At 62.4% G+C, this 24,792-nt stretch carries 24 protein-coding genes; 13 read left to right on the plus strand and 11 right to left on the minus strand.

What is annotated here, in order from left to right; translation table 11 throughout:
• Positions 1-150: 150 nt before the first annotated feature.
• A complete protein-coding gene (locus AB8B02_RS08855) occupies positions 151-396 on the plus strand; it encodes a hypothetical protein (protein WP_089264595.1) in 246 nt (81 codons plus the stop codon).
• A gap of 64 nt (positions 397-460) precedes the next feature.
• Here the strand turns inward: AB8B02_RS08855 and AB8B02_RS08860 are convergent, their stop codons facing one another.
• From AB8B02_RS08860 to AB8B02_RS08870, 3 genes are all read right to left on the minus strand, one after another.
• On the minus strand, positions 461-1,729 hold the full coding sequence (locus AB8B02_RS08860) for an O-antigen ligase family protein (protein ID WP_439063741.1): 1,269 nt from the start codon (positions 1,727-1,729) through the stop codon (positions 461-463).
• A gap of 62 nt (positions 1,730-1,791) precedes the next feature.
• Entirely contained in the window at positions 1,792-3,330 is a 1,539-nt protein-coding gene (locus tag AB8B02_RS08865) for an undecaprenyl-phosphate glucose phosphotransferase (RefSeq protein ID WP_439058192.1), read from the minus strand.
• Positions 3,331-3,438: 108 nt separating this feature from the next.
• Positions 3,439-4,572: a glycosyltransferase family 4 protein gene (locus AB8B02_RS08870; protein WP_439063742.1), complete on the minus strand. Its 1,134-nt coding sequence runs from the start codon at positions 4,570-4,572 to the stop codon at positions 3,439-3,441.
• A gap of 234 nt (positions 4,573-4,806) precedes the next feature.
• On the opposite strand from AB8B02_RS08870, the gene AB8B02_RS08875 reads away from it, so the two are divergent.
• Complete coding sequence (locus AB8B02_RS08875; protein ID WP_439063743.1) at positions 4,807-7,110, plus strand: GumC family protein; 2,304 nt, start codon at positions 4,807-4,809, stop codon at positions 7,108-7,110.
• A 131-nt stretch (positions 7,111-7,241) separates the two neighbouring features.
• Here the strand turns inward: AB8B02_RS08875 and AB8B02_RS08880 are convergent, their stop codons facing one another.
• On the minus strand, positions 7,242-8,423 hold the full coding sequence (locus AB8B02_RS08880) for a GNAT family N-acetyltransferase (RefSeq protein WP_439063744.1): 1,182 nt from the start codon (positions 8,421-8,423) through the stop codon (positions 7,242-7,244).
• A gap of 186 nt (positions 8,424-8,609) precedes the next feature.
• Here AB8B02_RS08880 and AB8B02_RS08885 point away from each other — a divergent pair, with 186 nt between their 5' ends.
• Positions 8,610-9,587, plus strand: coding sequence for a polysaccharide deacetylase family protein (locus tag AB8B02_RS08885; RefSeq protein ID WP_439064614.1), 978 nt, complete (start codon positions 8,610-8,612; stop codon positions 9,585-9,587).
• On the opposite strand, the gene AB8B02_RS08890 is transcribed toward AB8B02_RS08885, so the two are convergent.
• On the minus strand, positions 9,584-9,808 hold the full coding sequence (locus AB8B02_RS08890) for a DUF2842 domain-containing protein (RefSeq protein ID WP_175367111.1): 225 nt from the start codon (positions 9,806-9,808) through the stop codon (positions 9,584-9,586). The two genes, AB8B02_RS08885 and AB8B02_RS08890, sit on opposite strands and share 4 nt — an antisense overlap.
• 153 nt (positions 9,809-9,961) lie before the next feature.
• Here AB8B02_RS08890 and AB8B02_RS08895 point away from each other — a divergent pair, with 153 nt between their 5' ends.
• Positions 9,962-11,053 carry a COX15/CtaA family protein gene (locus AB8B02_RS08895; protein ID WP_439063745.1) on the plus strand — a complete coding sequence of 364 codons (1,092 nt, stop codon included), beginning with the start codon at positions 9,962-9,964 and terminating at the stop codon, positions 11,051-11,053.
• A gap of 119 nt (positions 11,054-11,172) precedes the next feature.
• Positions 11,173-11,982, plus strand: coding sequence for an FTR1 family iron permease (locus tag AB8B02_RS08900; RefSeq protein WP_439063746.1), 810 nt, complete (start codon positions 11,173-11,175; stop codon positions 11,980-11,982).
• Between the two features lie 181 nt (positions 11,983-12,163).
• Here AB8B02_RS08900 and AB8B02_RS08905 read toward each other — a convergent pair whose 3' ends face one another.
• The 3 genes from AB8B02_RS08905 to AB8B02_RS08915 all read right to left on the minus strand — a co-directional run bounded on the left by AB8B02_RS08905 (position 12,164) and on the right by AB8B02_RS08915 (position 15,016).
• On the minus strand, positions 12,164-13,444 hold the full coding sequence (locus AB8B02_RS08905) for an O-acetylhomoserine aminocarboxypropyltransferase (protein ID WP_439063747.1): 1,281 nt from the start codon (positions 13,442-13,444) through the stop codon (positions 12,164-12,166).
• Positions 13,445-13,592: 148 nt separating this feature from the next.
• Positions 13,593-14,189: a CoA-binding protein gene (locus tag AB8B02_RS08910; protein ID WP_231080828.1), complete on the minus strand. Its 597-nt coding sequence runs from the start codon at positions 14,187-14,189 to the stop codon at positions 13,593-13,595.
• A gap of 5 nt (positions 14,190-14,194) precedes the next feature.
• Entirely contained in the window at positions 14,195-15,016 is an 822-nt protein-coding gene (locus AB8B02_RS08915) for an enoyl-CoA hydratase (protein ID WP_439063748.1), read from the minus strand.
• Positions 15,017-15,092: 76 nt separating this feature from the next.
• Here AB8B02_RS08915 and AB8B02_RS08920 point away from each other — a divergent pair, with 76 nt between their 5' ends.
• From AB8B02_RS08920 to AB8B02_RS08945, 6 genes are all read left to right on the plus strand, one after another.
• On the plus strand, positions 15,093-15,524 hold the full coding sequence (locus AB8B02_RS08920; RefSeq protein WP_068730919.1) for a PaaI family thioesterase: 432 nt from the start codon (positions 15,093-15,095) through the stop codon (positions 15,522-15,524).
• 151 nt (positions 15,525-15,675) lie between these two features.
• Positions 15,676-16,140, plus strand: a complete 465-nt coding sequence (rplM, locus tag AB8B02_RS08925) for a 50S ribosomal protein L13 (protein WP_089264586.1) — start codon at positions 15,676-15,678, stop codon at positions 16,138-16,140.
• Positions 16,140-16,616 carry a 30S ribosomal protein S9 gene (gene rpsI / locus AB8B02_RS08930; RefSeq protein ID WP_089264585.1) on the plus strand — a complete coding sequence of 159 codons (477 nt, stop codon included), beginning with the start codon at positions 16,140-16,142 and terminating at the stop codon, positions 16,614-16,616. The genes rplM and rpsI overlap by 1 nt, the downstream gene beginning before the upstream one ends.
• 244 nt (positions 16,617-16,860) lie before the next feature.
• Entirely contained in the window at positions 16,861-18,105 is a 1,245-nt protein-coding gene (locus tag AB8B02_RS08935) for a diguanylate cyclase (protein ID WP_439063749.1), read from the plus strand.
• Positions 18,106-18,141: 36 nt separating this feature from the next.
• Complete coding sequence (locus AB8B02_RS08940; RefSeq protein WP_093758790.1) at positions 18,142-18,378, plus strand: hypothetical protein; 237 nt, start codon at positions 18,142-18,144, stop codon at positions 18,376-18,378.
• 78 nt (positions 18,379-18,456) lie between these two features.
• Positions 18,457-18,753, plus strand: a complete 297-nt coding sequence (locus tag AB8B02_RS08945) for an antibiotic biosynthesis monooxygenase family protein (protein ID WP_439063750.1) — start codon at positions 18,457-18,459, stop codon at positions 18,751-18,753.
• A gap of 140 nt (positions 18,754-18,893) precedes the next feature.
• Here the strand turns inward: AB8B02_RS08945 and AB8B02_RS08950 are convergent, their stop codons facing one another.
• Positions 18,894-20,033, minus strand: coding sequence for an AI-2E family transporter (locus AB8B02_RS08950; RefSeq protein WP_439063751.1), 1,140 nt, complete (start codon positions 20,031-20,033; stop codon positions 18,894-18,896).
• A gap of 122 nt (positions 20,034-20,155) precedes the next feature.
• Between AB8B02_RS08950 and AB8B02_RS08955 the strand changes: the two genes are divergently transcribed.
• Positions 20,156-20,842, plus strand: a complete 687-nt coding sequence (locus AB8B02_RS08955; RefSeq protein ID WP_439063752.1) for a hypothetical protein — start codon at positions 20,156-20,158, stop codon at positions 20,840-20,842.
• Between the two features lie 72 nt (positions 20,843-20,914).
• Here AB8B02_RS08955 and glnA read toward each other — a convergent pair whose 3' ends face one another.
• Together glnA and AB8B02_RS08965 are read right to left on the minus strand one after the other, a co-directional pair.
• The gene (gene glnA / locus AB8B02_RS08960) at positions 20,915-22,324 is read right to left on the minus strand and encodes a type I glutamate--ammonia ligase (protein ID WP_068730911.1); all 1,410 of its coding nucleotides are present in this window, start codon (positions 22,322-22,324) and stop codon (positions 20,915-20,917) included.
• A gap of 187 nt (positions 22,325-22,511) precedes the next feature.
• The gene (locus tag AB8B02_RS08965; protein ID WP_068730910.1) at positions 22,512-22,850 is read right to left on the minus strand and encodes a P-II family nitrogen regulator; all 339 of its coding nucleotides are present in this window, start codon (positions 22,848-22,850) and stop codon (positions 22,512-22,514) included.
• A 442-nt stretch (positions 22,851-23,292) separates the two neighbouring features.
• Between AB8B02_RS08965 and AB8B02_RS08970 the strand changes: the two genes are divergently transcribed.
• On the plus strand, positions 23,293-24,789 hold the full coding sequence (locus tag AB8B02_RS08970; protein WP_439063753.1) for an NAD(P)H-hydrate dehydratase: 1,497 nt from the start codon (positions 23,293-23,295) through the stop codon (positions 24,787-24,789).
• Positions 24,790-24,792: the final 3 nt, after the last annotated feature.

The raw sequence follows: 24,792 nt of genomic DNA on the forward strand, positions 1-24,792 counted from the left end.
TGTGGTGATGATGTCCATCGAAAATCACAAGAGAATCTGGCACGGCTCGAACATGCGCGGGTCCTTTGTCGATGTGCTTCATTTCGCGCGGAACCTTCCGGGCGGTAATGGCTTGTCCCGCGATACTTTTAAAGGAAGGAATAAATTGTCATGATCAAGAAACTGGCTTTGCTGGCGGCTGCGGCCGTTCTCTATGTCGCAGCACCTGCAGGCCCCGCGTCTGCGCAGGGCATCAATGTGCAGATCGGCGGCGGTGGTTATCACCATCAGGATCGTGGCTACCATCGCGGCCATGGCTATCGCCAGAGCCGCGCCTATGTGCGCCGCGACTACGGTCACCGCCATCATGGCTGGGATCGCCGCGGTTCGCGCACCAAGACTGTGATCGTTCGCTAACAGCAATCGGTCGTCTTAACGAGGCAGCCTCGCGCAAGCGGGGCTGTTTTCGTTTCTGAGCTTGTCAGACGCTGCCTGGCTGTCCGGACGCCGCACGCAATTGCGCCGTTGCCATATATTGCTGCGTGGCGACGAACATGCCCCACATGATTCCGAGCATCATCCAGAAATGGCGCCAGTGATCGGTGTCGATGATGAAGGCCTCGCCGACCGTGCCGAGATAGGCTGCGAACACCGCGAGATAGGCGCGCTGCCATGGCACGCGCACGAAGATGTAGCGGAAGCCGAGCAAAGCGGTGATGAACACCAGCGCGGGATAGCATACCCCTGAAATCCAGCCGCCGGACATGAAGGCGTTCAGATAGGAGTTATGGGTGTCTTCCGGAAAGAAGCGCGTGAATTGCAGCGGGCCGATGCCGAAGGGCAGATCGAGCGCCATCTGCGCGCCCAGCACATGCCGGCCGAAACGGCCGAAGCGGCCTTCGTCATATTTCTGATCAAACGAGGCGCGCTGCTTGAACATGTCGGCGATGAAGTCGAACTGCAGCAGGATCACGATCACCAGCGCGACGACGGCCACGGCCGCCAGCGCCATGATGATGATGCGCGAGCGCTGTTTGTTGGACTGGCTGGTCAGCACCATCAGCATCAGCATGAAGGCCGAGGTGATCGCCAACAGGCCCCAGGCGGCGCGGGAGAAGGCGAGCAGGACGGCGAGCGCAATGATGCCGAGCGCGATGGCACTGCGGAGCGAGCGACCGAAACCGTCGCTGACGACGCTCTGCAGACAGAACAGCGCCGGCAGGACCAGAAACGCGCCCAGCACGTTGGGATCCTTGAACGTGCCGGCGGCGCGGCCGTAGAGCGTGAACATCTCCGCGCCGGGGATCAGGTGCAGATAGCCTAGGATGCCGGCCAGCGATGCCACCAGTGCGCCGACGATCAGGCCGCGGCGCAAGAGGTCGATGCGCGCCAGCGTGTCTTCGGACATCACAAGCGCGACGAAGATCGCCATGATGGCCATGTACCAGGAGGTCAGGATCCAGTTTACGATTGGCGCCTTGTCGAGCAGATAGGCGGCGCAGATCGTGTAGCCGAGATTGACCAGGAACAGCATGAGCAGCAGCGGCATGAACACCAGCCGCATGCGCAGGCCCGACGCGAAGAACACCACCATCGCGGTGAGGGTGGCGATCTCGAAGGGGCTCGGCTCGATGAAGACGATGGCGCCGCCAAAGCCCATCGCCCACAGCAGTGCGCGCTGCAGCGTCACCACGGCGGGAGGCGCCGCGGGCGAGGCGATGTAATGATCGGCCGAGGCGTGAGTGCTCATCGTGGCATCACTCTACGCAGGCAGGGTTGACGAGTGGTGTAAGGCAGAGGCTGAGGCCTGCCTCAATACGCGTTCTCGTTCTTCGTCAGCATTGAAACCGGCGTTTTCAGCATGATGTAGACATCGAACAGCACTGACCAGTTCTCGATGTAGTAGAGATCGAACTCGACGCGCTTCTGCAGTTTCTCCTCGCTGTCGACTTCGCCGCGCCAGCCATTGACCTGCGCCCAGCCGGTGATGCCGGGCTTGACGCGGTGGCGAGCGAAATAACCGTCGACGGCCTCGTCCAGCAGCTGGCTCTGCACCCTCTGCTGAACGGCGTGGGGGCGGGGGCCGACCAGCGACAGGTTGTTCTTGAACACCACGTTGAAGAGCTGCGGCAATTCGTCGATCGAGGATTTGCGAATGAACCGGCCGACGCGGGTGACGCGCTTGTCGCCCTTGGTGACCACGGTCTTGGCCAGCGGGTCCGCCTGGTCGTGATAGAGCGAGCGGAACTTGAAGACGTCGATGCGCTCGTTGTTGAAGCCGAAGCGCTTCTGCCGGAACAGCACCGGGCCGGGGCTGTCGAGCTTGATGGCGATGGCCACCAGCGCCATGAAGGGCAATGCAGCGAGCAGGATCAGGCCGCCGACGATATGGTCGAACAGCCACTTCATCACCAGATCCCAGTCGGTGATCGGCGCCTCGAACACGTCGAGGGTCGGCACCTTGCCCAAATAGGAATAGGAGCGCGGGCGGAAGCGCAGCTTGTTGGTATGCGCGGACAGGCGGATATCCACCGGCAGCACCCACAGCTTTTTCAGCATTTCCAGAATGCGCGTCTCGGCCGAGATCGGCAGCGCGAACAGCACGAGATCGACGCGGGTGCGCCGCGCGAATTCGATGATGTCATCGACCTTGCCGAGCTTCGGCGCGCCGGAGATCGTGTCCATCGAGCGCTTGTCGTTGCGGTCGTCGAACACGCCAAGGATCTGGATGTCGGAATCTTCTTGTGCATTGAGGTCTCTGATCAGCGTCTCGCCATTGGAATCGGCGCCGACGATGATGGTACGGCGGTCGAGACGGCCCTGATGCGCCCAGCGCTTGATCAGCGCACGCACGACAGCACGTTCCGCGATCAGGGCGACGAGACCAACGAAGAAGAACGAGGAGAGCCAGACACGCGACACCGCGCCGCCGACCTTGGCGAAGAACGAGACGCCGATGAACAGCAGGAACACGAAGGCCCATGCCGACATCATGCGCGTGAGCTGCTTGATGTGGCCGCGGAACACCTGCACCTGATAGATATCGGCAGACTGGAAACACACCACAGCAGCAGCCGCCATCGCGACGATCGCAGCGAAGTATTCCCATCTGAAGCCAGCTTCTGGCGCGACATAGAGCAGGTTGAGCGCAATGCCGATGATGCTGAGCATCAGGAAATCGACCACGCGTACGACGCCGGTGATGACGACGGGCGAGTAGGCGGCGCGCACCTTCTGATCGGCGACGGCGAGAGCCGCGGGCGTCAGTCTGCGACGACGTTCGAACCGGCGTTCGCCGGGCGCGTCCGTCGCGGCCGCGTCGATCATTGAACGTGCGTTGATCGGGTCCAAGGTGAAATGTCCGTTGTTGCGCTGGCATGCGATGTCGCACGTCAAGCCTACCGCTTTTCGTGAGAATTACCGGACAAATCGGAAGATTTGGTTACAGGTTAAGGAGAGTTAACGTTTCGCAAATGCGCTGCGATAGCCTTCGATGACACCCTCGACCATTGCGTCCTGCGAGAAATGTTCCGCGATGCGCTCACGGAGCAATTGTGCACGGGCGCGCGCAGCGGCGATGTCATCGAGAGCAGTTTTGATCGCCGCGGCCATGGCGTCGACATTGTTCGACTGGAACAGAGCGGAGGTGTGCGATCCGAAGATTTCCGGAATGCCGCCCACATTGGCGGCGATCATCGGAATGCCCGCAGCGGCGGCCTCGATCACGACATAGGGCATCGAGTCGCCGCGCGATGGAACCACCAGCAGGCGTCCTTTCGAAAAGCCGTAACGCGGTTTGACATGGCCGATGAAGTGGACGGCGTCGGTGAGACCGAGGCGCGTTATCTGAGCCTTCAATGCGTTGGTCTCTTCGCCGTCGCCGCCCAGCGTCAAGGTGACTGGCTGGCCGTCGGCACGCAGGCGCGCGACGGCATCGACCAGCAGATCCGCGCCCTTGATGCGGCGGAACTCGCCGACATAGCAGATATCGGTGGCGTCATCGGCGGGCTCGACGGGGTCGAATTCGCCAGATGTTACGCCGTTGAACACGCATTTCACGAGGCCTGACGGTGTGCCGATCATGCGCTGATAGGTGTCGCGGGCGAATGCGCTCTCGAACAGGAACAGTTCGGTGCGGTTCATCAGCGCGCGTTCGAGGCGGCTGTAGAAGGCGCCTTTCGCCGTATTTTGCGGATAATGCAGCGAACCGCCATGCGGCGTGTAGATGCGGATGACGCTGTTCGACTTTGCCTTCAGGCGCACGAAGGCGCCGGCCTTGGCGCCGTGGCCATGCAGCACGTCTGGTTTCAGCCGGCTGACGAGGCGCATGAACTGCATCCAGACCAGAACGTCGCCCGGATGTGGCTCGCGGTGGATCGGCAGGCGATAGGTGCCCAGTTTCAGGCGTGGGGCGATCTCGGCCAGTGCATCGCGGGCGCGGTCGCCGCCGGTCAGACTGTCGGCGACGATGCCGACTTCATGGCCGCGATCGGCCTGGCCGTTGGCGACATCGATGATGTGGCGAAAGATGCCGCCGACCGGCGCGCGGACAGCGTGCAGGATGCGAAGCGGCGTGTCCGAAGGTGCGCTCATGATCAGAATCGGCATTCACTGACGAGGAGGGCGTCGCCGGGAGCTGGGACGCACATCGGAAAAATCCCTGAAGCAATTGAATCCAATAAGAGCCTTCGTCGTTAAAAAACCGTGTGGATTCAGGCTTCCGCTGCAACGTCCCGGTATCAGCCTGCCAATTAACCGCGCGGCAACCTTAATCGTCTTTAATCGATTCCGTTGAGTAGACGCAGTGGCGTTTGGGTGGGGTAGGCGATGCGTTTGGCATTCTGGCGTGCAGGCAAGGGCGATGCGTCGGTCGAACGGGCCATCAAGGCGCCAACCATGCCAAACCCGGTTTCTCGCAAAAATCCGGAGAAGAAAGCAGAGCGCGTGATCGCTGCGCCGGCGCCCGATCTCGGCGACCTCGATCTGCGCGCGCTGTGGCAGGCGCTCATCCGCCGCAAGATGTGGATCCTCGTTCCGACGCTGCTGGCACTTGTCGGCTCGCTCGTCATCGTCAACATGATCACGCCGCGCTTCAAGTCGGAAGCACGCATTCTGATCGACGGGCGTGAAAACGTTTTCCTGCGACCCAGCGGCGAGCGCAACGAAGAGCGTACCTCTCTCGACGCAGAAGCCGTGACCAGCCAGGTGCAGCTGTTGCTGTCGCGCGATCTTGCCCGGGAGATCATCAAGAAGAACAAGCTCGCGGAGCGCCCGGAATTCGATCCGGTGCTGCAGGGCGCGCAGCCATGGCGGTCGTTGCTCGGCCTGATGGGCATTGGCCGCGATCCGTTCTCGATGACGCCCGAAGAGCGCGTGCTCGATGCGTATTACGAGCGCCTGACGGCCTATGCGGTCGACAAGTCGCGCGTCATGGTCGTCGAATTCCAGTCGCGCGATCCTGAACTCGCCGCGCGCGTCGCCAATTCGATTGCCGACGGCTACCTAGTGATGCAGCAGAACGCGCGGCAGAACCAGGCGCGATCGGCCGGGCAATGGCTGTCCGGCGAGATCGATGACCTGCGCAAGAAGGTCGTCGAGGCGGAAGCGCGCGCGGAGGAATTCCGCTCCAAGTCCAGCCTGTTCATCGGCACCAACAATACGTCGCTCTCCAACCAGCAGCTCGGCGAGATCAACAGCCAGCTCAACAATGCGCGCTCGCTGAAGTCCGACGCCGAATCGAAGGCGCGGCTCATCAAGGACATGCTGCAGACCGGCAAGCCGATCGAATTCTCGGAAGTGCTGAATTCCGACCTGATCCGCCGCCTGTCCGAGCAGCGCGTGACGCTGCGTGCGCAGCTCGCCGAACAGTCCTCGACGCTGCTCGACGCGCATCCGCGCATCAAGGAGCTGCGGGCCCAGCTTGGCGATCTCGACAAGCAATTGCGCGACGAAGCCGCGAAACTGTCGCGCATCTTCGAAAACGATGCGCGCATCGCCAGCGGCCGCGTCGATGGCCTCACCAACAATCTCGAACAGCTGAAGCGTCAGGCGACATCCAGCAACGGCCAGGATGTGCAGTTGCGGGCGCTGGAGCGTGAGGCGAGGGCGCAGCGCGATCTGCTCGAATCCTATCTGGCGAAATACCGCGAGGCGTCCACGCGTGAGAATATCGAGGCGGCACCGACCGATGGTCGCATCATCTCTCGGGCCATCGTGTCCAATACGCCGGCCTATCCGAAGAAGCTGCCGATCGTGCTGATCGCAACACTGGCGACGCTGATGCTGACCGCCGGTGGCATCGTGACCAGCGAGCTGCTGCGCATGACCGCGCCGCGCGGCGCTGCGCCGATGGTGCCGGTCGCGCAGGCCCGCGTCACCGAGCCGGCGTTCAAGCCGTTCGTGGATCAGGTGCCTGTTGCCGTGCGTGAGCCGGAAACTGTCGTTGCGCCGGGCATCGTGCCCGAGCCGGCTCCCGTTGCCGCGCCGCAACCCGTGGTGCGCGATACCCATCCCGAACTGGCCGCCGGCGTCAGCGAAATCGAACAGCTTGCGCAGGAGTTTCGCGCCGCCGGGAAATCGGCGCGGAAGATCACGATCCTCGGCACCGGCCACAACGACAACATCGCGCTCACCGCGCTGACGCTGTCGCGCATCCTGTCGCGTGACGCGAAAGTCGTTCTGGTCGATCTGGCCTCGTCGTCGCCGACGCTGGAAGCCGTATCGAACGATCCGCGTGCGCCCGGACTGGCGGAGCTGATGCTGGGCGAGGCGACGTTCGGCCAGGTCATCACCAAGGACCGGATGTCGGGCCTGCATATGGTCGCCGCCGGCCGCGCCGGCGCCGATCGTTCGCTGTTGCAGTCGCCGCGCCTGACAATGGCGCTCGATGCGCTGCTGCGCGTCTATGATCACGTGCTGCTGGATGCCGGCACCGCGGCCGATCTCCCGGCGGGACTTCTGACCGACCAGGCCCGCGCCGTGGTGGTGCCGGAAGTCACCATGAGCATGGATGCACGCGAGCTGATGGCCGAACAGCTCAAGGCCGTGGGCTTCGCCGACGTGAAGATGTTGCGCTCAACGCCGCCGGCCAACGACCCGGTCGGGCCGGGCGGCCGCGTGTTTGCGGCGTAGTCGACGAACCCTCGTCATGGCCGGGCTTGACCCGGCCATCCACGCCTTCGCCTCAACGCAACGACTAAGACGTGGATGCCCGGGTCAAGCCCGGGCATGACGTCGTTTCAATTGCCAATTGAAGGTATTCGTTACCGCTGAAACGCGTGGCGCAGCATCTGCGCCATCTGCAGCAGGGCCGGGGTCTGTTTCACGATCCGCTTGGCATGGGCGAAGGACGACAGGCCCATGGCGCCGAGCCTGCCGCGCGTGGTGAGCGGCACGAAACTGTCGAAGATCGGCTCGTCATCCTTGCAGAACATCCGCTTGTAGTCGTCGCCACCGATGCCGAGATCCAGCGAGGTCACGCCGCGCTCGGCATAGGCGTCGACGATGGTGCGCATCAGGATCAGGCCGGGGCTGTATTTGGCATTCTCCGACATGGTGTAGGTGTTGAACATCATCGAAAAACGGCTGTCGTCGGCGACACCGGCGAACATCGCGATCACTTCCTCGTCGCATGCGAGCGCGTGGATATCGATGGTGTAGCCATCCGAGCGCGGCGTCATGCAGGCCTGGCGGATGAAGGCTTCGACGCCGGGCTCGGCGAATACGTTGGGCAGGTTCTGTTCGGCCATGCGCAGCGGCTTGATGGCGAAGAAGGCGTCGAGCACGCGCTTGACCTCGGCGTCCGTCTTTGCGTGCATGTAGCGATAGCCGGCAAGATTTCGGTACTTGCCTTCCTTGGTCTTCAGGCGCTTGCGGAACGAACTGCTGATGCGATCTGTCGCCGCTTCGCCGGGCACCATCTTCAGCACTGGACAATCATTGGTCGAGGCCTGGCTTGGCAGCAGCGCGAGCGGATTGTCGATGCCGATCCAGCTTTTTGGCTGACGGACCAGCGCGAGGACGTCGACTGTCTCGGTGTGCTTTTGAATTCCGCGCAGTAAGGCGTCGATATCTGCCTTTGTCGCCTGCGCCGCGAAGTCGCGGCGGAACAGCGGCATGTTGAAGGTGACGTGCTTGCCGCCGAGGTAGCCGGCGACGCGCATGCCGTTTTCGCGGCTGACGGCGAGTGGCAACAACATCAGCGGCTGATGTGCGGCGTCATAGGCGACGATGATGAAGGGCTTCAAGCCTTCCTGGACGCCGATATGGGTCTGCCAGGCCGACTGGAAGTCGAAGCGCTGATAGGGCGTGGAGAGCTGTTCGGACGTCTCAAGGCTGCGCCAGATGGCTTCGGCGGCGCTGAAATCGCTGATCACATCGACGCGCGCGATGTGGCTCGCAGTTGCCATCGCCACAGGTGTTTCCATCACAGCAGCCATGGTCATCGCGAGCCTGTTTCAGATTTTGTTTAGATTTTTAGGTTTGGGGCGACCTTTGCAAAGAAATGTCAACAAACAGTAATGACAATAGCCGACTGGCGAGAGGCATGACGCCGCTTGGGGGAATCTGCGGTGTCATACAAGACCGGTTGGCTGTTGGCGCTGGGCTTCGAGCTGACTTATCTCAGCGGCATGCACCGTCTGCTGGAACGCAGCCGGGGCGGTGCCGGTATCATCCTCAAATTCGAACGCGTGCGACCGCCCCGGCAGGATGCATTCCAGCCGCTGAAAGCCCACGAGATCACGCCGTGGTTTCTCGATCGAACGATCCGCGCGCTGAAGCGCTGGCCCGTCGATATCGTGGGCATGGACGAGGTGTGTCGCCGCGCCAGCTTACCCCGCACAGGACGGCGCTTCGTTGCGCTGACCTTCGATGGCGGCACGCGCGACTTCGTCGATTTCGCCTATCCGCTACTGGCGGCGCATGAGGTGCCGTTCACGCTCTATCTGCCGAGCGCCTTTGCCGACGGGCTCGGCGCCATGTGGTGGCTGGCGCTGGAGCAGGCGATCGCAACGCATGATCGCATCAGCCTGATCATCGATCACCGGCAGCGGCATTTCGAGACGGCCACTATCGCCGACAAATATCGCGCCTATTACTATCTCGATAGCTGGCTGCGGACGTTGCCGCCGCACGAACTGGCCGTTGCGGCGGACGATCTCTGCAAACGCTATTCGGTCGATACTGCGACCCTGTCACATCATGCGGCGATGCATTGGGACGATGTGGCCACGTTTGCTGGGAATCCGCGGGCGACCATCGGCAGCAGCACGGTTAACTATCCGGCGCTCGCCAATCTCGGTGATAGCGCGGCGTCGCGCGAGATCGCCATGGGGCGGGCCGTGGCGCAAGCCGCGCTGCCCTATGAGCCGCGACATTTCGCCTATCCGTTCGGCGATAAGGCCTCATTCGACAGGCGTCACGTCGCGATGGTGACGCAGGCCGGGTTCGCCAGTGCCGTGACATCGCTCCCCGGTATCATCGAGGCCAATGGTGGATCGGATCTGCATGCGCTGCCGCGGCTGGCCTGGGACGGCCGCCGACAATCGTTGCGTGCCTTGCGGGTGATGGTATCCGGCGTGATGCTTGGTGCGGGCGCGCAGCGCTAGCCGACCTCGGGATCCACAGGATCGGCCTTGCCCATCCAGCTGATGATCGGCATCGCCGGCAGCACCCAGCCGAGACCGGCGATGACATAGAAGGCTGCCTGCAGCCAGCCGTTATTGGCCAGCCAGGGGGTCTGCGCGATGGTCATGCCGAGCAGCGACCACACCACCACGAGGATCAGCAGAAAGATGGTTCCGAAGAATTTGCGGGTGCGGATGGTCATGACGGAAATGTGCGGTCCAAAGTCGGCTTGAGATCGGGTTAGGCAAAGTGCCCAACTTTGCAGGCCTTCGCGGGCGGACTATAAGGGGCTCGAAATTTCATTCAAGGCGCTGATTTTGGCGCTGATTTTGCGGCTGTTCCCGAGACCCCTGCGATGACCGCTTTGTCCCAAACCCGCCCCAAGGAATTACGCCCGGTGCGCTGGTGGCTGATTGCCGTCGCCGCGATGATCGTGGCGATGGTGCTGGTCGGCGGCGCGACACGGCTCACCGAATCCGGCCTGTCGATTGTCGAATGGAAGCCGGTGACCGGCGCCATTCCGCCGCTCGATGAATCGCACTGGATCGCGGCCTTCGAGGCCTACAAGCAGATCCCGCAATATCGCGAACTGAATAGCGGCATGACGCTCCATGAGTTCAAGACCATCTTCTGGTGGGAATGGAGCCATCGTCTGCTCGGCCGCGTCATCGGCATGGTGTTCCTGTTGCCGTTCCTCTGGTTCCTGTGGCGCGGTATCCTGACCTCGGAACTGAAGAAGCGGCTGTGGGTGATCTTCGGTCTCGGCGGCCTGCAGGGCGCGGTGGGCTGGTGGATGGTGGCCTCGGGCCTGACCAAGCGCGTGGAAGTCTCGCAATATCGTCTCGCGGCGCATCTGATGCTGGCACTGATCATCTTCGCCGCCATCGTCTGGACGCTGCGCCGCCTGAGCGACCGTGCGCCGGTGCTGGCGGCAAGTCGCTTGCGCGTGACGAGCTGGGTATTGTTGGGGCTGACCTTCCTGCAGATCTATTTCGGTGCGCTGGTTGCGGGTCTGCGCGCCGGTCGCGTCTTCAACACCTGGCCGGAGATCGACGGCGCGCTGATCCCGTCTGCGTCGCGGCTGTTCTTCGAGGAGCCGTGGTGGCGCAACATGTTCGACAACACGCTGACGGTTCAGTTCCAGCATCGCATGACCGCCTATGTGTTGTTCGTACTCGCGATCTGGCATGTGATCGATGCGATCCGCGCGCGGGCAGGGACTGCCGTCGTCAATGGCGCGCTGTGGCTGGCGGCATCGATCGCGATGCAGGCCGCGCTCGGCATTCTCACGCTGCTGCATCAGGTGCCGATCGATCTGGCGTTGACCCATCAGGCGGTCGCGATCGTGGTTCTGACGCTGGCGATCCTGCAGGTGGAGCGGATGAAGCCGCGCGGGGCGGCATTGACGGAGCGTCAGCTCGACCTCGCGGTCGGCAAGGCCGCCTAGCTGTTGCGCGTTACCGACTAGAACGATTGTAACGGAGTTGACGCAGTCGTGTGGCTGTGCGGCTTTCGCTCATGCGCACCGCGCAATAGATACTACGCACCACCACACGGGATTGGGTCATGTCCTCCGCATTCATTCAGGCTGCTGTCATTCTGTTGCGCGAGGGCCTTGAGGCCATGCTCGTGATCGCGGCGCTGGCCGGCTATCTCAGGAAATCCGGCGGCGACCATCGCGTGACCGCGCTCTATCTGGGCGCGCTGGCGGCAATCCTCGCCAGCCTGGTCGCAGCATGGGCGTTCGCAGTGTTCAATTCCGGCGATCACAGCGATGTCTTCGAGGCCATCGTCATCCTGTTTGCGGCGGGCCTGATGCTCTATGTCAGCGGCTGGTTGATGGTGAAGCAGGATCCGCGCGGCTGGCAGGATTATCTGGCGGCGAAGGCAGATCAGGCGCTCGCGCAGGATACCGGTCTGGCCGTCGCGATGCTGGCATTTCTCGCGGTGTTTCGTGAGGGCGCCGAGACGGTGCTGTTCATCAACACGCTCGCGACCACCGAAGGCGGCTGGAGCGTCGGACTGTTCGGGGGTCTGGCGGCGGCGACCGCCGGTCTCGTCGTGCTCTTTTATTTCATCAACATGATCGCCCAGCGCATCCCGCTGCGACCGCTGTTCATCATCACCTCGGCCTTCCTGTTCGTGATGGGCATCAAGTTCATCGGCGAAGCGATCCAGGAATTCCAGGAACAGGCGATGATCGGGGTCACCGACGCGCCAGGCAGCGCATTCCTGACGGCGATCGGTTTCAATCCGACGCTGGAAGCGCTGTCGATCCAGCTGCTGGTGGTGCTGTTCGCGCTGGCGACCTATTCGGTATTCCAGCGCAATGCGCGGCTGGTGCGGGAAGACAAGGCGATGCGCGGTCAGGCCTAGCGCTTCTTAACCTCGCCCCGCTTGCGGGGAGAGGTCGGATTAGGAGCGAAGCGAGTAATCCGGGTGAGGGGGAGCCAGTGAGTGAAACACTGGCTCCCCCTCACCCGACGCGGACTGCGTCCGCGCCACCCTCTCCCCGCCCAGCGAAGCTTTGCTTCGCCTGGCGGGGCGAGGAAAGAACTTAAGCGTTCAGCGCCTGTTCGAGATCCGCGATCAGATCTTCCTTGTCTTCGATGCCGACAGACAGCCTGACAACGTCGGGTCCGGCGCCGGAGCGCGTCTTGGCTTCGTCGTCGAGCTGGCTGTGGGTGGTCGACGCCGGGTGGATCACCAGCGAGCGGGTGTCGCCGACATTGGCCAGATGCGAGAACAGTTTCAGGTTCGACACGAGACTCACGCCGGCGTCATAGCCGCCCTTCAGGCTGAAGGTGAACACGGCGCCCGCGCCCTTCGGTGCATATTTGCGCGCGAGGGTGTGATAGCGGTTATCCGACAATCCCGAATAATTCACCGCCGCCACTTTCGGATGGGCCGACAGCCATTCGGCGACCGCCTTAGCATTGTCGCTGTGGCGCTGCATGCGCAGCGGCAGCGTTTCGATGCCGGTCTGGATCAGGAACGCGTTGAATGGCGACAGCGCCGGGCCGAGATCGCGCAGGCCGAGTACGCGGCAGGCGATGGCGAACGCGAAGTTGCCGAAGGTCTCCTGCAGCTTGATGCCATGATATTCCTGGCGCGGCTCTGACAGCACCGGATATTTGTTGCCTTTCGACCAGTCGAAGGTGCCCGCGTCCACGATGATGCCGCCGAGCGAGTTGCCGTGGCCGCCGAGAAACTTGGTCAGCGAATGCACGACAATGTCGGCGCCGTGGTCGATCGGCTTGATCAAATAGGGGGTCGCCAGTGTGTTGTCGACGATCAACGGAACGCCGGCCTTGCGGGCGATGGCAGCAACCGCCTCGATGTCGGTGATCGAGCCGGCAGGATTGGCGATGGACTCGATGAAGATCGCTTTGGTCTTGTCAGTCACCGCGCGCTCGAACGACGGGACGTCATCGGGATCGGCCCACACCACGTTCCAGCCGAAGCTCTTGAAGGCGTGGCTGAACTGGTTGATCGAACCGCCATAGAGTTTGCGCGAGGCGATGAATTCGTCGCCGGGCTGCAGCAACTGCTGAAACACCACCAGCTGCGCGGCATGGCCGGACGCGACGGCGAGGGCGGCCGTGCCGCCTTCCAGCGCTGCGACGCGCTCTTCCAGTACGGCCGTGGTCGGATTGGTGATGCGCGTATAGATGTTGCCGAAGGATTGCAGGCCGAACAACGAGGCGGCGTGATCCGCATCGTTGAAGACGAACGAAGTGGTCTGATAGATCGGCGTCGCGCGGGCACCGGTGGTCGGGTCGGGCTGCGCGCCGGCATGGACGGCGAGGGTGCCGAAGCCTGGAATACGATCGTTCATCATCACTCCCTGTCGAATAGCGGTTTGTTGGCGCCAACCTGATCGGGCGCAGCGCTGCCGTCAAGGCGAGGCGGCATTTTGCCCTGACTTCGCAACAGTCGTGCTGCGCTGTGTCATTTCAAAGGAAATAAAATCGCGAAACGCACCGTCAGGCGGTGTCGTTCTTGTCCTTGTTATTTTGCTGCGCAACGCGATCGGCCGCAGCGGTGCTACCACCGCCAAGGCTGCTGCGATTCAGCGACAGCCGCATGCCCTGGGTCGGGATTGGCGCGCGCTTGGAGCTGAGCGTGCGCGAATTGACACCCATCCACTGGATCTCCGACGACAGCCGGCCATATTCGATCTTGGGGCAGCGGTTCATCACCACCTTGATGCCTGCGGCTTCAAGCTTGGCGGCGGCCTCGTCATGGCGCACGCCGAGCTGCATCCACACCACCTTGGGCAGCGGATTAAGCGTCAGCGCGAGTTCGACGATCGGCATCACGTGATCGGCGCTGCGGAAGATGTCGATCATGTCGATAGGGCGACCGATCTCCTGCAGCGAGGCGACGAACGGCTTGCCGAGCAGGCTCTTGCCGACCTGGCCCGGATTGATCGGGATCATGTCGTAGCCGCGTTCGGCGAGATACTTGAACACGAAATAGCTCGGCCGCACGTTTTGCGGGGAGGCGCCGACCATCGCGACGGTTTTGACGGTGTTGAGGATCTCGCGGATATAGGCGTCGTTATAGCTGTCGTGGTTCATTTCAATTACCGGTCTTCCCACTTCGGCTCGCGCTTTGCGATGAACGCGCCGATGCCTTCCTCGGCATCGCGGGCCATCATGTTCTCGGTCATCACTTCAGCGGCGAAGCGATAGGCATCCGCGAGATTCATCTCGGCCTGGCGATAGAACGCTTCCTTGCCGATCTTCACCGTATGCGCCGACTTGTGCGCCACTTGTTCTGCCAGCGCGATCGCTGCATCGCGTTCGGTGCCGGCGGCCACCACGCGGTTGACCAGGCCGATCTCGCGGGCGCGTTCGGCGGAGATGGGCTCGCCCGTCAGCAGCATTTCCATCGCCTGCTTGCGCGGCACGTTGCGCGATAGCGCCACCATGGGCGTCGAACAGAACAGGCCGATATCGACGCCGGGCGTCGCGAATTTTGCGTGTTCGGAGGCGATAGCGAGATCGCAGCTCGCCACGAGTTGGCAGCCTGCAGCAGTGGCGACGCCTTGCACGGCGGCGATCACCGGCTTCGGCAGCCGCACGATGGCCTGCATCATGGCGCTGCAGATCGTCATCATATGCGCGAAATAGGCGCGGCCACGATCGGCATCAGTGCGGCGCGCGGTGAGTTCTTTCAGGTCATGTCCGGCGGAGAAGACCGGGCCGCTGGCGGCGATCACCACGGCGCGCAGGGTCTTGTCGCCGGCCATGTCATCGAGGGCGGCGTGCAGCTCGCCGATCAGTCCTTCGGAGAGGCTGTTGCGGGCAGCCGGACGATTCAGCGTCAACACGCCGATGCTGCCGACCGTTTCACGCAGAAGAATGGATGGCCGCGCTGTTTCCGCGCGTGCTGGTTGAACCATGACTTGAGATTCCATCGCTGGGCAGGACCGTCACCATATTGTAACAGGACGGCACAAGCGAGAGCAGGGTAGAGACATGGCGACTGCGAAAATGAGCGTGGCTGAACTCGAGGCGTTTCTGAAGCGCGAGTTCCCGCAGGCCTTTGGCGCCGGCGATATCGCGATTGAAAGCGCTGATGGTACCACTTGCCTGCTGCGCCAGACCTATGGCGAACGCATGCTGCGGCCGGGCGGCACGGTATCGGGTCCGACCCTGATGGCTCTGGCCGATTTCGCCATGTACGTCGTGCTGTTGTCGGCGATCGGCCCCGTGGGCCTCGCAGTGACCACCAGCCTGAACATCAATTTCCTGCGCAAGGGCTTGCCGGGACAGGACGTTCTGGCGGCCGCCAAGCTGCTGAAGCTCGGAAAACGCCTCGCCGTGGGCGAAGTGACCCTGTTATCAGGCACTTCGGCAGATCCGATCGCCCATGTGACGTCGACCTATTCCATTCCGAACGTTGGGTAATTACTAAGGTATTATATAACCGTAATTATAACGCGATGATTTAATTGATGAATTCTGTCGTATTTGGCATTGACGGAATCCGGTCGCTTATTTAGAAACGCCCTCAGTTCGGCGGATCACCGCCGATATCCCCTTTTCATGGATATTCACAATGAAGACGTTTTCGGCAAAGCCCGCCGAGATCACGAAGAAGTGGATCGTCATCGACGCCACTGGTCTCGTGGTGGGCCGGCTGGCCACGCTGGTCGCAATGCGGCTGCGCGGCAAGCACCTCCCGACCTACACCCCGCATGTTGATTGCGGCGACCATGTCATCATCGTCAACGCGGACAAGGTGGTTTTCACCGGCCGCAAGCGCGACGACAAGGTCTACTATCACCACACCGGCTTCATCGGCGGCATCAAGGAACGTACTGCGAAGTCGATCCTCGAAGGTCGTTTCCCGGAGCGCGTTGTCGAGAAGGCTGTTGAGCGCATGATCCCGCGCGGCCCGCTCGGTCGCGTCCAGTTCGGCAATCTGCGTGTTTATGCCGGTGCAGAGCACCCGCACGAGGCCCAGCAGCCGGAAGCATTCGATGTCGGCGCTTTGAACCGCAAGAACAAGAGGGCCGCATAATGTCGGATACCATGCAGTCTCTCGATCAGCTGGCGTCGCTGAAGGTGTCCGCTCCGGATGCCCCGAAGTACGTCAAGAAGGTCGACAAGCAGGGCCGCGCCTATGCGACCGGCAAGCGTAAGGACGCTGTCGCTCGTGTCTGGATCAAGCCGGGCGCCGGCAAGGTTGTCGTCAACACCCGTGAAGTCGAAGTGTACTTCGCGCGTCCGGTGCTGCGCATGCTCATCCAGCAGCCGCTGGTCGCTGCAGCCCGCGCTGGCCAGTACGACGTGATCTGCACCGTTGCCGGTGGCGGTCTGTCGGGCCAGGCCGGTGCCGTGCGTCACGGCATCTCCAAGGCTCTGACCTGCTTCGAGCCGGATCTGCGCGGCGTCCTCAAGAAGGGCGGCTTCCTGACCCGCGACTCGCGTGTCGTCGAGCGCAAGAAGTACGGCAAGGCGAAAGCCCGCAAGTCCTTCCAGTTCTCGAAGCGCTAATTTCTGCTTCGATAAAATTTGCTGCAAATGCGGTGAATACAATTTTGAAAAGGGCGCCTTCGGGCGCCCTTTTTGCGTTCCGGGACATTCCGGATACCGACAGATTGATGCAGTTTTTCGTGAAAACTTGTGCAGGCGCGCAAACGGATTTCCAATCGGTACACTCGTATGTTCGATGATGGCGAAGAGGCCACTCCGAATCATGATGGTTTGGAAATCTCGCAACAATTGCCGGTGCTCAAATATGTCGCTCGATTCTTCCACGCTCTATTTGGTGGCAACCCTGGTTGCGGCGATGTTGGGCGGGATGCTGCTGTTTTTCGGACGACAGGAAAAGATCGCGGCCCTCAACTGGTGGGGGCTGGCTTACCTGCTCGGCGCCGTATCGGTCGCATTGTGGACACTTGCCGCGTCGCTCCTGGGCGACGTGCTGTCTTTGGCATTCAATGCCGTGGGCTTCGTGGCCTGCGGCATGGTGTGGAACGCTGCGCGCGTGTTCCACGGCCGCAGCCCGAGCTGGGCCGGCCTGTTTCTCGGCGCCATCGCCTGGATCGCGGTGATCTTCTCCCTGCCGGCTGAGGCTGCGTCGCTGCGCATGACCATCGGCGCCGGTATCGTCGCGCTTTATGCGATGCTGACGGCGCATGAATTGTGGAACGAGCGTCGCAAGGCGGTGCAACGGCGGTGGCCGACCATTTTGGTGCCGATGCTGCATGGTTTCGTCCTGATGCTGCCGATCCTGCTCGGCGATCTGCTGCATGGCGATCACAGCAATTTCGGCAACAGCATCTGGGTCACGGCCTTTGCCGTCGAACTCGTGCTTTATGCGGTCGGCACGGTGTTCCTGATCTTCATGCTGGTGTCCGAGCGTGCGGTCACGGCGCACAAGGTCGCCGCGTCCTGCGATCCGCTCACCGGCCTGTTCAACCGCCGCGGCTTCTCCGAGGCGACGGCGCGGATGATCGAGCGCGAGGCGAAGGCCGGCCGCCCGGTCACAGTCATGATCTTCGACATCGATCACTTCAAGTCGATCAACGATCGCTTCGGGCATCCCGCAGGCGACGAGGTGCTGAAACTGTTCGCCACGGTCATCACGCATACGCTGCGGATCACCGACCTGTCGGGCCGCATCGGCGGCGAGGAGTTTGCGGCGATGTTGCCCTGCAGCCTGGACGAGGCGATGCAGGCGGCCGAGCGCGTGCGCGAGGCGTTTGCGACTTGCGGTATCCAGGTCGACGAGGCACCGGTCGCGACCACCGTGAGTATCGGCGTGGCCGGCGGACCGGCCGGCACTGAACTCGACGTCCTGCTGGCTGCCGCGGACACCGCGCTCTACCAGGCCAAGCGCAGCGGACGTAACCGCGTGCAGGCCGCGGAAGAAGAACCGCTGTCGCTGGAGCAGGGGCGCCGCGCTGCGGCGATCGGGCAAGCGGCGAAGCCGAGCGTCGTGCGGGCTGCGGTCACGATGACGGCAAGCGGCGCGCGATAAAGGATCCGTTTACCATTCGATCCCTATGGTCATCGCATGATGACCTCGCCTGACTCGACTTCCAATACTGCTTTGATGTCGCTCGAAGCGGCTGCCGCTTCGGCCCGTGCGGGCTTTGCCTGCATGTTTTCGAGCTCGGACGAATACGAGACCGCGCTGATCACCGAGCGTCGTGCGCAGGGGCGCTACGGCGCGCAGCACGGCAAGCTGCCGGTCATCGCTTTCATCGGCTGCTGCGTCATGGTCGTCGGCACGGTTCTGCTGTTCGCCTGATCACTTTTCGGCGGCTCCTTCACCGAACCCCGACTTTGCGGTAAAGACACCGACCGCAAAACAAAGGGTCGGGAAACCATGATCACTGAAATCGCACAGATCGACGTCAAGCCGGGCACCGAGAAGGATTTCGAGGCGGCCGTCGCCAAGGCGAAGCCGCTGTTCCTCCGCGCCAGGGGCGGCAAGGGCTTCGAGCTGCACAAGTCGGTCGAGATGCCGTCGCGCTACCGTCTCGTCGCCAAGTGGGAAACGCTCGAAAACCACACCGTCGATTTCCGTGGTTCGCCCGATTTCGCTGAATGGCGCGCGCTGGTCGGCCCGTATTTCGAAACGCCGCCTTATGTCGAGCACACCGAGACTGTGCTGACCACGTAGGGGTAACCCAAACTCAGTCCCTCATGGTGAGGACGCGCTTCTTCAGCGCCGTCTCGAACCATGAGCTGACTTGGCTCGAAGCCTGTGGCCGTCCTTCGAGACGCGCGCCTTCGGCGCGCTCCTCAGGATGAGGGATCAGGTTAAGCCGCCATCGCCTTATCCTGCGCGGAGGCTTCGTCCTCTTCGCGCATGAAGTCGATGACGACCTTGACGATCGCCAGCACCGGCAGCGCCAGTGCGAGGCCCCAGACGCCGAAGACGACGCCGAGCAGGATCTGGAACGCGAACAGCGTGGCCGGCGGAATGTCGAGCGCCTGCCGCTGCAGGATTGGCGTCAGGATGTAGCTCTCCAGCGCATGCACGCCCATGAACAGCGCAAAGGCTGACGCGGCGGCGACCCAGCCCGAGGCGAGGCTGGCGAGCACGACGATCAACCCGCCGAGCAGGGCGCCGACGGTGGGAATGAAGGCGAGCAGGCCGGCCTGAACGCCGAGAATGAAGGCGCTGGGAATCCCGATCAGCTTCAGCCCGATCCAGGTAATGGCGCCGACCACCACCATGGTGAGCATCTGCGCGATCAGCCAGCGCTGCAGCGTGTCGCTGATGCGATCGACGATGACCGTCATCGGCCCGCGATGTTTTCGCGGCGTCAGGTGCAAGAGTCCTTTGCGATAGACGCTGGGCTGTGCGGCAAACGACAATCCCAAGAACAGCACGATGAAGAAGTTGCCGACCGCGCCGACGGTGCCGAGCAGGATCTTCAGTGTCTGGCTGACAATGGCGCCACCTGATGATGCGATGGTGCCGGCACTCGGCAGGCCGCTGCTCGACTTCGGCGTTGAGGTGGCGGGCGACGTGCCGGGCTCGGCGGGCGGATCCGACGTGATGCTGTTGAAATCGAAATAGCTGGTGTCGACACCGTGCTGCTCGAGATAGGTCTTTACGTTGACGACCTGTGACTTGAGGGTGCCGGACAGCGTCTTGGCCTGATTGGCGATGGTCGACCCGCCCAGATACATCACGCCCACCAGCATCGCCGCGAGCACGATGCAGATCATGACGAGCCGCATCGGATGCGGGCCGCCCATGAAGCGCCCGAATAATTCCGTCAGCGCATTGAGCGCTACACCGAGCAGAATGCCTGCGAAGATCAGGAATAGCGTTCCCGAGAAGTACCAGGCGAAGCCTATGAGGATCGCAAAGGACACCGTGGCGATGCCGCCCGCCGTGATCGCCCAGGTCAGGTCGCTGCGCGTCTGGACATTGGCTTCTGCGGGCACGGTGGATCCTCTGCATCGATCGGACTTTCACTGTTCCGTCAATTGCATCGGGGATCAAGACATATCGCCGCTTTGACGTCTCCGTCGCGATCGTGCATGGCCGATGGGGGAGGCCAATAATAATGAACATGCTGAAATGGGTCGGTCCGCTCGGACTGCTCGCTGCCCTGGTGATCGGCGATCAGATCCGGATCAACCGGCCCGCGCACAAATATCGGCTGACCATGGAGGTCGAGACGCCGGACGGCGTGAAGTCGGCCTCGCATGTCGTCTCCGTGCATCCCTATCGGGGCTACCAACCTTCCGGCAAGGTGACGTCACGGGGCGATGCCGTGGTCGTCGATCTCGGCGGCGGCAGGAATCTCGCCGCGCTGATGTTGCACGACGACAAGGGCAGCGCCGATTTCGACGGCGCCAATTTCGTGGCGATGCGCGCCTATCAGGCGGCGGGGCGCAAGATCGCGTTCCGCGACGTCAGCAGCCAGACCGGCGCCGTGCCGGTCACCGGCGAATTGATGCCGGTGCTGGCCAGTTTCACAGACCCCCGGGATGCATCGACGGCGCGGCGGCTGCAACCGGATGATCTGTCGCCCCTCGGCGCTGGCACGCGGCTGCGCGGAGTCACTGTGGAGGCGGTGCCGAATGGTCTGTGGCCGATCGATTTCGGCGGGGGTCTCGGCGAACCCGTCACGCGGGGCGTCACCGCGAAGCTGCCGTGGGCCGCCAGCGAAGGGGAGGCAGCCAGGGCGCTTGCGGCGATAGGCTTCCCGAACGCGCCCGAACCGGTGATGGCGCTCGCCCGCAAATAGGCGCCATGCGGCCAACGAAAAAGGCGCCCCGTTGCCGGAGCGCCCTGATCGTTCGTGCAATCCCTGACGGGATTACAGCGAGTAGTACATGTCGAATTCGACCGGGTGCGGCGTCATTTCATAACGCATCACTTCGGTCATCTTCAGTTCGATATAGCTGTCGATGAAGTCGTCATCGAATACGCCGCCGTTCTTGAGGAAGCCGCGATCCTTGTCGAGGTTCTCGAGGGCTTCGCGGAGCGAACCGCACACCGTCGGGATCGACTTCAGTTCTTCCTTCGGCAGATCGTAGAGGTCCTTGTCCATGGCCGGACCCGGATCGATCTTGTTCTTGATGCCGTCGAGACCGGCCATCAGCATCGCGGCGAAAGCGAGATACGGATTGGCCATCGGATCCGGGAAGCGGACTTCGACGCGCTTGGCCTTCGGGTTGGTGGTGTAGGGGATGCGGCAGGAGGCCGAACGGTTGCGCGCGGAGTAGGCGAGCAGCACCGGGGCTTCGTAGCCGGGGACCAGACGCTTGTAGGAGTTGGTCGACGGATTGGTGAAGGCGTTGATCGCCTTGGCGTGCTTGATGATGCCGCCGATGTAGTGGAGGCAGGTCTCGGAGAGATCGGCATATTTGTTGCCGGCGAAGGTCGGCTTGCCGTCCTTCCAGATCGACTGATGCACATGCATGCCCGAGCCGTTGTCGCCAAAAACGGGTTTGGGCATGAAGGTGGCGGTCTTGCCGTAGATGTGCGCGACCTGATGGATGCAATACTTATAGATCTGCATCTGGTCGGCCATGTAGGTCAGCGTGTCGAACTTCATACCGAGTTCGTGCTGGGCGGACGCCACTTCGTGGTGATGCTTCTCGACCTTGACGCCCATGCGCGCCATCGCGCCGAGCATTTCCGAGCGCATGTCCTGCACCGAGTCCTGCGGCGGGACGGGGAAGTAACCGCCCTTGGTGCGGATGCGGTGGCCGAGATTGCCGCCTTCATATTCGGTGCCGGAGTTGGTCGGCAATTCGGACGAGTCGAGCTTGAAGCCGGTGTTGTATGGGTCGCTCGAGAAGCGGACGTCGTCGAACACGAAGAATTCGGCTTCCGGACCGACGAACACGGTGTCGCCGATGCCCATGGACTTGACCATGGCTTCGGCCTTCTTGGCGATGCCGCGCGGGTCGCGGTTATAGGGCTCGCCGGTGGAGGGCTCGAGAATATCGCAGGTGATGACCATGGTGGTCTCTGCGAAGAACGGATCGATCGTCGCCGTTGCCGGATCCAGCATCAGCATCATGTCGGACTCGTTGATCGCCTTCCAGCCGGCGATCGAGGAACCGTCGAACATGGTGCCTTCGGCAAACATTTCTTCATCGACCATCGAGACGTCGAAGGTCACGTGCTGCCACTTGCCGCGGGGATCGGTGAAACGCAGGTCGACGTACTTGACGTCATTGTCCTTGATGGACTGCAGGACTTCTTTGGCGGTCGTCATGGGGCTCCCTACCTTTTTTGCGGGCCGATTTCCGGGACGTAACAATCTGTCGTGACGATCAGGTCACAACGGCACGTTTTCAACAAGACAAACCGTCAACAACAGAAGGCTGCCGAAGCAGCCTTTTTGGTGACGCCTTGAAGCGTTGAATGTCGGATAGCACCCGGCTTGGAGAGCGTCCAGTCCGTCAGATCGCGTCGAGTCCGGACTCGCCGGTACGGATGCGCACGGCTTCCTCGATGTTCGACACAAAGATCTTGCCGTCACCAATGCGGCCGGTTTGTGCGGCGCGACGGATGGCATCGATCGCCTTTTCGACGAGGTCGTCGCCAATCACGATCTCGATCTTCACCTTGGGTAGAAAGTCGACAATGTATTCAGCGCCGCGATAAAGTTCGGCGTGGCCCTTCTGACGGCCGAAGCCCTTGGCTTCCGTGACGGTAATGCCTTGCAACCCGACTTCCTGAAGAGCCTCTTTCACCTCGTCCAGCTTGAAGGGCTTGATGATGGCTTCGATCTTTTTCACTGAACGTCTCCCCGGCACTTACAATCAGGCCGCAAGTTATTTGCCTCAAGTAGCTTTGACCATTGCGCGTTGTGCGCACACTGTTCGATACCCAATTTCGGGCGTTATTGCGCTGCCGCCACGCCGCACAGACGAAATCTCGCCCGATGCGGTAGACGGTCGGCCACCCCTGTCTCTTAAACAGGTGTCTTTCAACATTTGCCGGTGAGCGCGACGGACCCGAAGCTGGCTTCCCTAAAAGCAGGGTCCGTGCCAAGTTCGCTCCTCGGCTATTTTTGAAGCATTATCAGGTTATTACATCGCACCTGACGAGGTTCGCATCAAGAGTATTCGATTACTTTTGCCTACATAGTGATCAAAGTGATCGCATGATGTGCAGTTTTACTCTGCTGCGTTCGCGTGTGACGCGAGTGCCTTCCAAAAAGGCGTAGTGAGAAGCGAGATGGATATTCTAACGACCGACGAGATGGCGCGCGCCGATCAACTCACGATTGCGTCGGGCACGCCAGGCTTCAAACTCATGCGCGCCGCCGGACGGGCGGTCGCGGACGTGGCGGGCGAACTGGCCGAGGAGGGGGTGATCCTGGTCGTTGCCGGTCGTGGCAACAATGGCGGCGATGGCTTCGTCGCGGCGGCCGAGCTCGCGGCGCAGGGGCGTGACGTTTCGGTGATCCTGCTCTGCGACCGGGCAACGCTGAAGGGCGATGCGGCGCTGGCTGCCAAGGGATGGAAGGGCGAGGTGCTGCCCTGTGATCCCTCCTTGATCGGGCAGCCGGCTTTGATCATCGATGCGTTGTTCGGCGCCGGGCTCAATCGTCCGGTCAAGGGCGATCCGCTGATCATGATCGACGCCATCAATGCGGCCGGCGTGCCCGTGCTGGCTGTCGATCTGCCGAGCGGTATCAACGGCGATTCAGGGGCCGTGATGGGCGGCGCTATCAGGGCGACCGAGACCGTGACGTTCTTCAGACCCAAGCCGGGCCATCTGCTGGTGCCGGGCCGGGTGCATTGTGGCCGGCTCCGGGTGATCGACATCGGCATCGACGAGGATGTGCTGGCGGAAATCCGCCCGCAGACCTTCGAGAACAATCCGGACCTGTGGGCCGACGCGTTTCCGGTGCCGAAAATCAACAGCCACAAATTCTCGCGCGGCCATGCCGTGGTGGTCTCCGGCGACATCGCCGCCACGGGCGCTGCCCGGCTGTCCGCCCGCGCAGCGCTGCGGGGCGGGGCGGGGCTGGTGACTGTGGCGTCGCCGCGCGATGCGCTGGCGGTCAATGCCGCCGCGCTGACGGCGGTGATGGTGCGGCCGGTGGATACGTCGGCGGAGTTCGCCGCGCTGATCGGCGGCAAGGTGTCAGCCTGCGTGATCGGGCCGGGGGCCGGTGTTGGCGAACGGACGCGCATGTTCGTGGAGGCCATCCTGGCCACGAAGCGACATGCGGTGCTCGACGCCGATGCGCTGACCAGCTTCGCAGAGGCGCCCGAGCAGCTGTTCGGTCTGATCAAGGCCAGCCCGGAATCCGGCGTCGTGTTGACGCCTCATGAAGGTGAATTTTCACGCATCTTCAGTAAGGTGGACGGGAAACATCCAGCGTTATCTAAACTGGAGCGGGTTCGTCTGGCGGCGCAAGAGTCGGGTGCTATCGTGCTGTTGAAGGGGCCGGATACAGTCGTGGCATCGCCGGATGGCCGAGCCGCCATCGCTGCCAACGCGCCGCCATGGCTGGCGACTGCCGGTTCCGGCGATGTGCTGGCCGGCATCAGCTGCGCGCTGCTGGCGCAAGGCGTTCCTGCCTATGAGGCCGCCTGTATCGGAGTCTGGATGCATGGCGAGGCGGGCAGCGAAGCTGGCCCCGGGTTGATCGCCGAGGATCTGACCGAGGTGCTGCCGGCGGTGTTCCGTCGGGTCTACGACCAGCTCGGTATCCAGTACTGACGA

Source organism: Tardiphaga sp. 862_B3_N4_1 (genome assembly GCF_051811085.1).
In the GTDB taxonomy this organism is placed as follows: Bacteria; Pseudomonadota; Alphaproteobacteria; order Rhizobiales; family Xanthobacteraceae; genus Tardiphaga; species Tardiphaga robiniae.

Coding starts and splice junctions, on each gene's coding strand:
- AB8B02_RS08945 (WP_439063750.1), top strand. CDS start 18,457: ATGATCACTGAAATCGCACAGATCGACGTCAAGCCGGGCACCGAGAAG.
- rpsI (WP_089264585.1), top strand. CDS start 16,140: ATGTCGGATACCATGCAGTCTCTCGATCAGCTGGCGTCGCTGAAGGTG.
- AB8B02_RS08915 (WP_439063748.1), bottom strand. CDS start 15,016: ATGGTTCAACCAGCACGCGCGGAAACAGCGCGGCCATCCATTCTTCTG.
- AB8B02_RS08875 (WP_439063743.1), top strand. CDS start 4,807: ATGCGTTTGGCATTCTGGCGTGCAGGCAAGGGCGATGCGTCGGTCGAA.
- AB8B02_RS08870 (WP_439063742.1), bottom strand. CDS start 4,572: ATGAGCGCACCTTCGGACACGCCGCTTCGCATCCTGCACGCTGTCCGC.
- AB8B02_RS08920 (WP_068730919.1), top strand. CDS start 15,093: ATGGCGACTGCGAAAATGAGCGTGGCTGAACTCGAGGCGTTTCTGAAG.
- AB8B02_RS08910 (WP_231080828.1), bottom strand. CDS start 14,189: ATGAACCACGACAGCTATAACGACGCCTATATCCGCGAGATCCTCAAC.
- glnA (WP_068730911.1), bottom strand. CDS start 22,324: ATGACGACCGCCAAAGAAGTCCTGCAGTCCATCAAGGACAATGACGTC.
- AB8B02_RS08880 (WP_439063744.1), bottom strand. CDS start 8,423: ATGACCATGGCTGCTGTGATGGAAACACCTGTGGCGATGGCAACTGCG.
- AB8B02_RS08885 (WP_439064614.1), top strand. CDS start 8,610: ATGCACCGTCTGCTGGAACGCAGCCGGGGCGGTGCCGGTATCATCCTC.
- AB8B02_RS08900 (WP_439063746.1), top strand. CDS start 11,173: ATGTCCTCCGCATTCATTCAGGCTGCTGTCATTCTGTTGCGCGAGGGC.
- AB8B02_RS08940 (WP_093758790.1), top strand. CDS start 18,142: ATGATGACCTCGCCTGACTCGACTTCCAATACTGCTTTGATGTCGCTC.
- AB8B02_RS08890 (WP_175367111.1), bottom strand. CDS start 9,808: ATGACCATCCGCACCCGCAAATTCTTCGGAACCATCTTTCTGCTGATC.
- AB8B02_RS08970 (WP_439063753.1), top strand. CDS start 23,293: ATGGATATTCTAACGACCGACGAGATGGCGCGCGCCGATCAACTCACG.
- AB8B02_RS08935 (WP_439063749.1), top strand. CDS start 16,861: ATGTCGCTCGATTCTTCCACGCTCTATTTGGTGGCAACCCTGGTTGCG.
- AB8B02_RS08955 (WP_439063752.1), top strand. CDS start 20,156: ATGAACATGCTGAAATGGGTCGGTCCGCTCGGACTGCTCGCTGCCCTG.
- AB8B02_RS08895 (WP_439063745.1), top strand. CDS start 9,962: ATGACCGCTTTGTCCCAAACCCGCCCCAAGGAATTACGCCCGGTGCGC.
- rplM (WP_089264586.1), top strand. CDS start 15,676: ATGAAGACGTTTTCGGCAAAGCCCGCCGAGATCACGAAGAAGTGGATC.
- AB8B02_RS08905 (WP_439063747.1), bottom strand. CDS start 13,444: ATGAACGATCGTATTCCAGGCTTCGGCACCCTCGCCGTCCATGCCGGC.
- AB8B02_RS08860 (WP_439063741.1), bottom strand. CDS start 1,729: ATGAGCACTCACGCCTCGGCCGATCATTACATCGCCTCGCCCGCGGCG.
- AB8B02_RS08855 (WP_089264595.1), top strand. CDS start 151: ATGATCAAGAAACTGGCTTTGCTGGCGGCTGCGGCCGTTCTCTATGTC.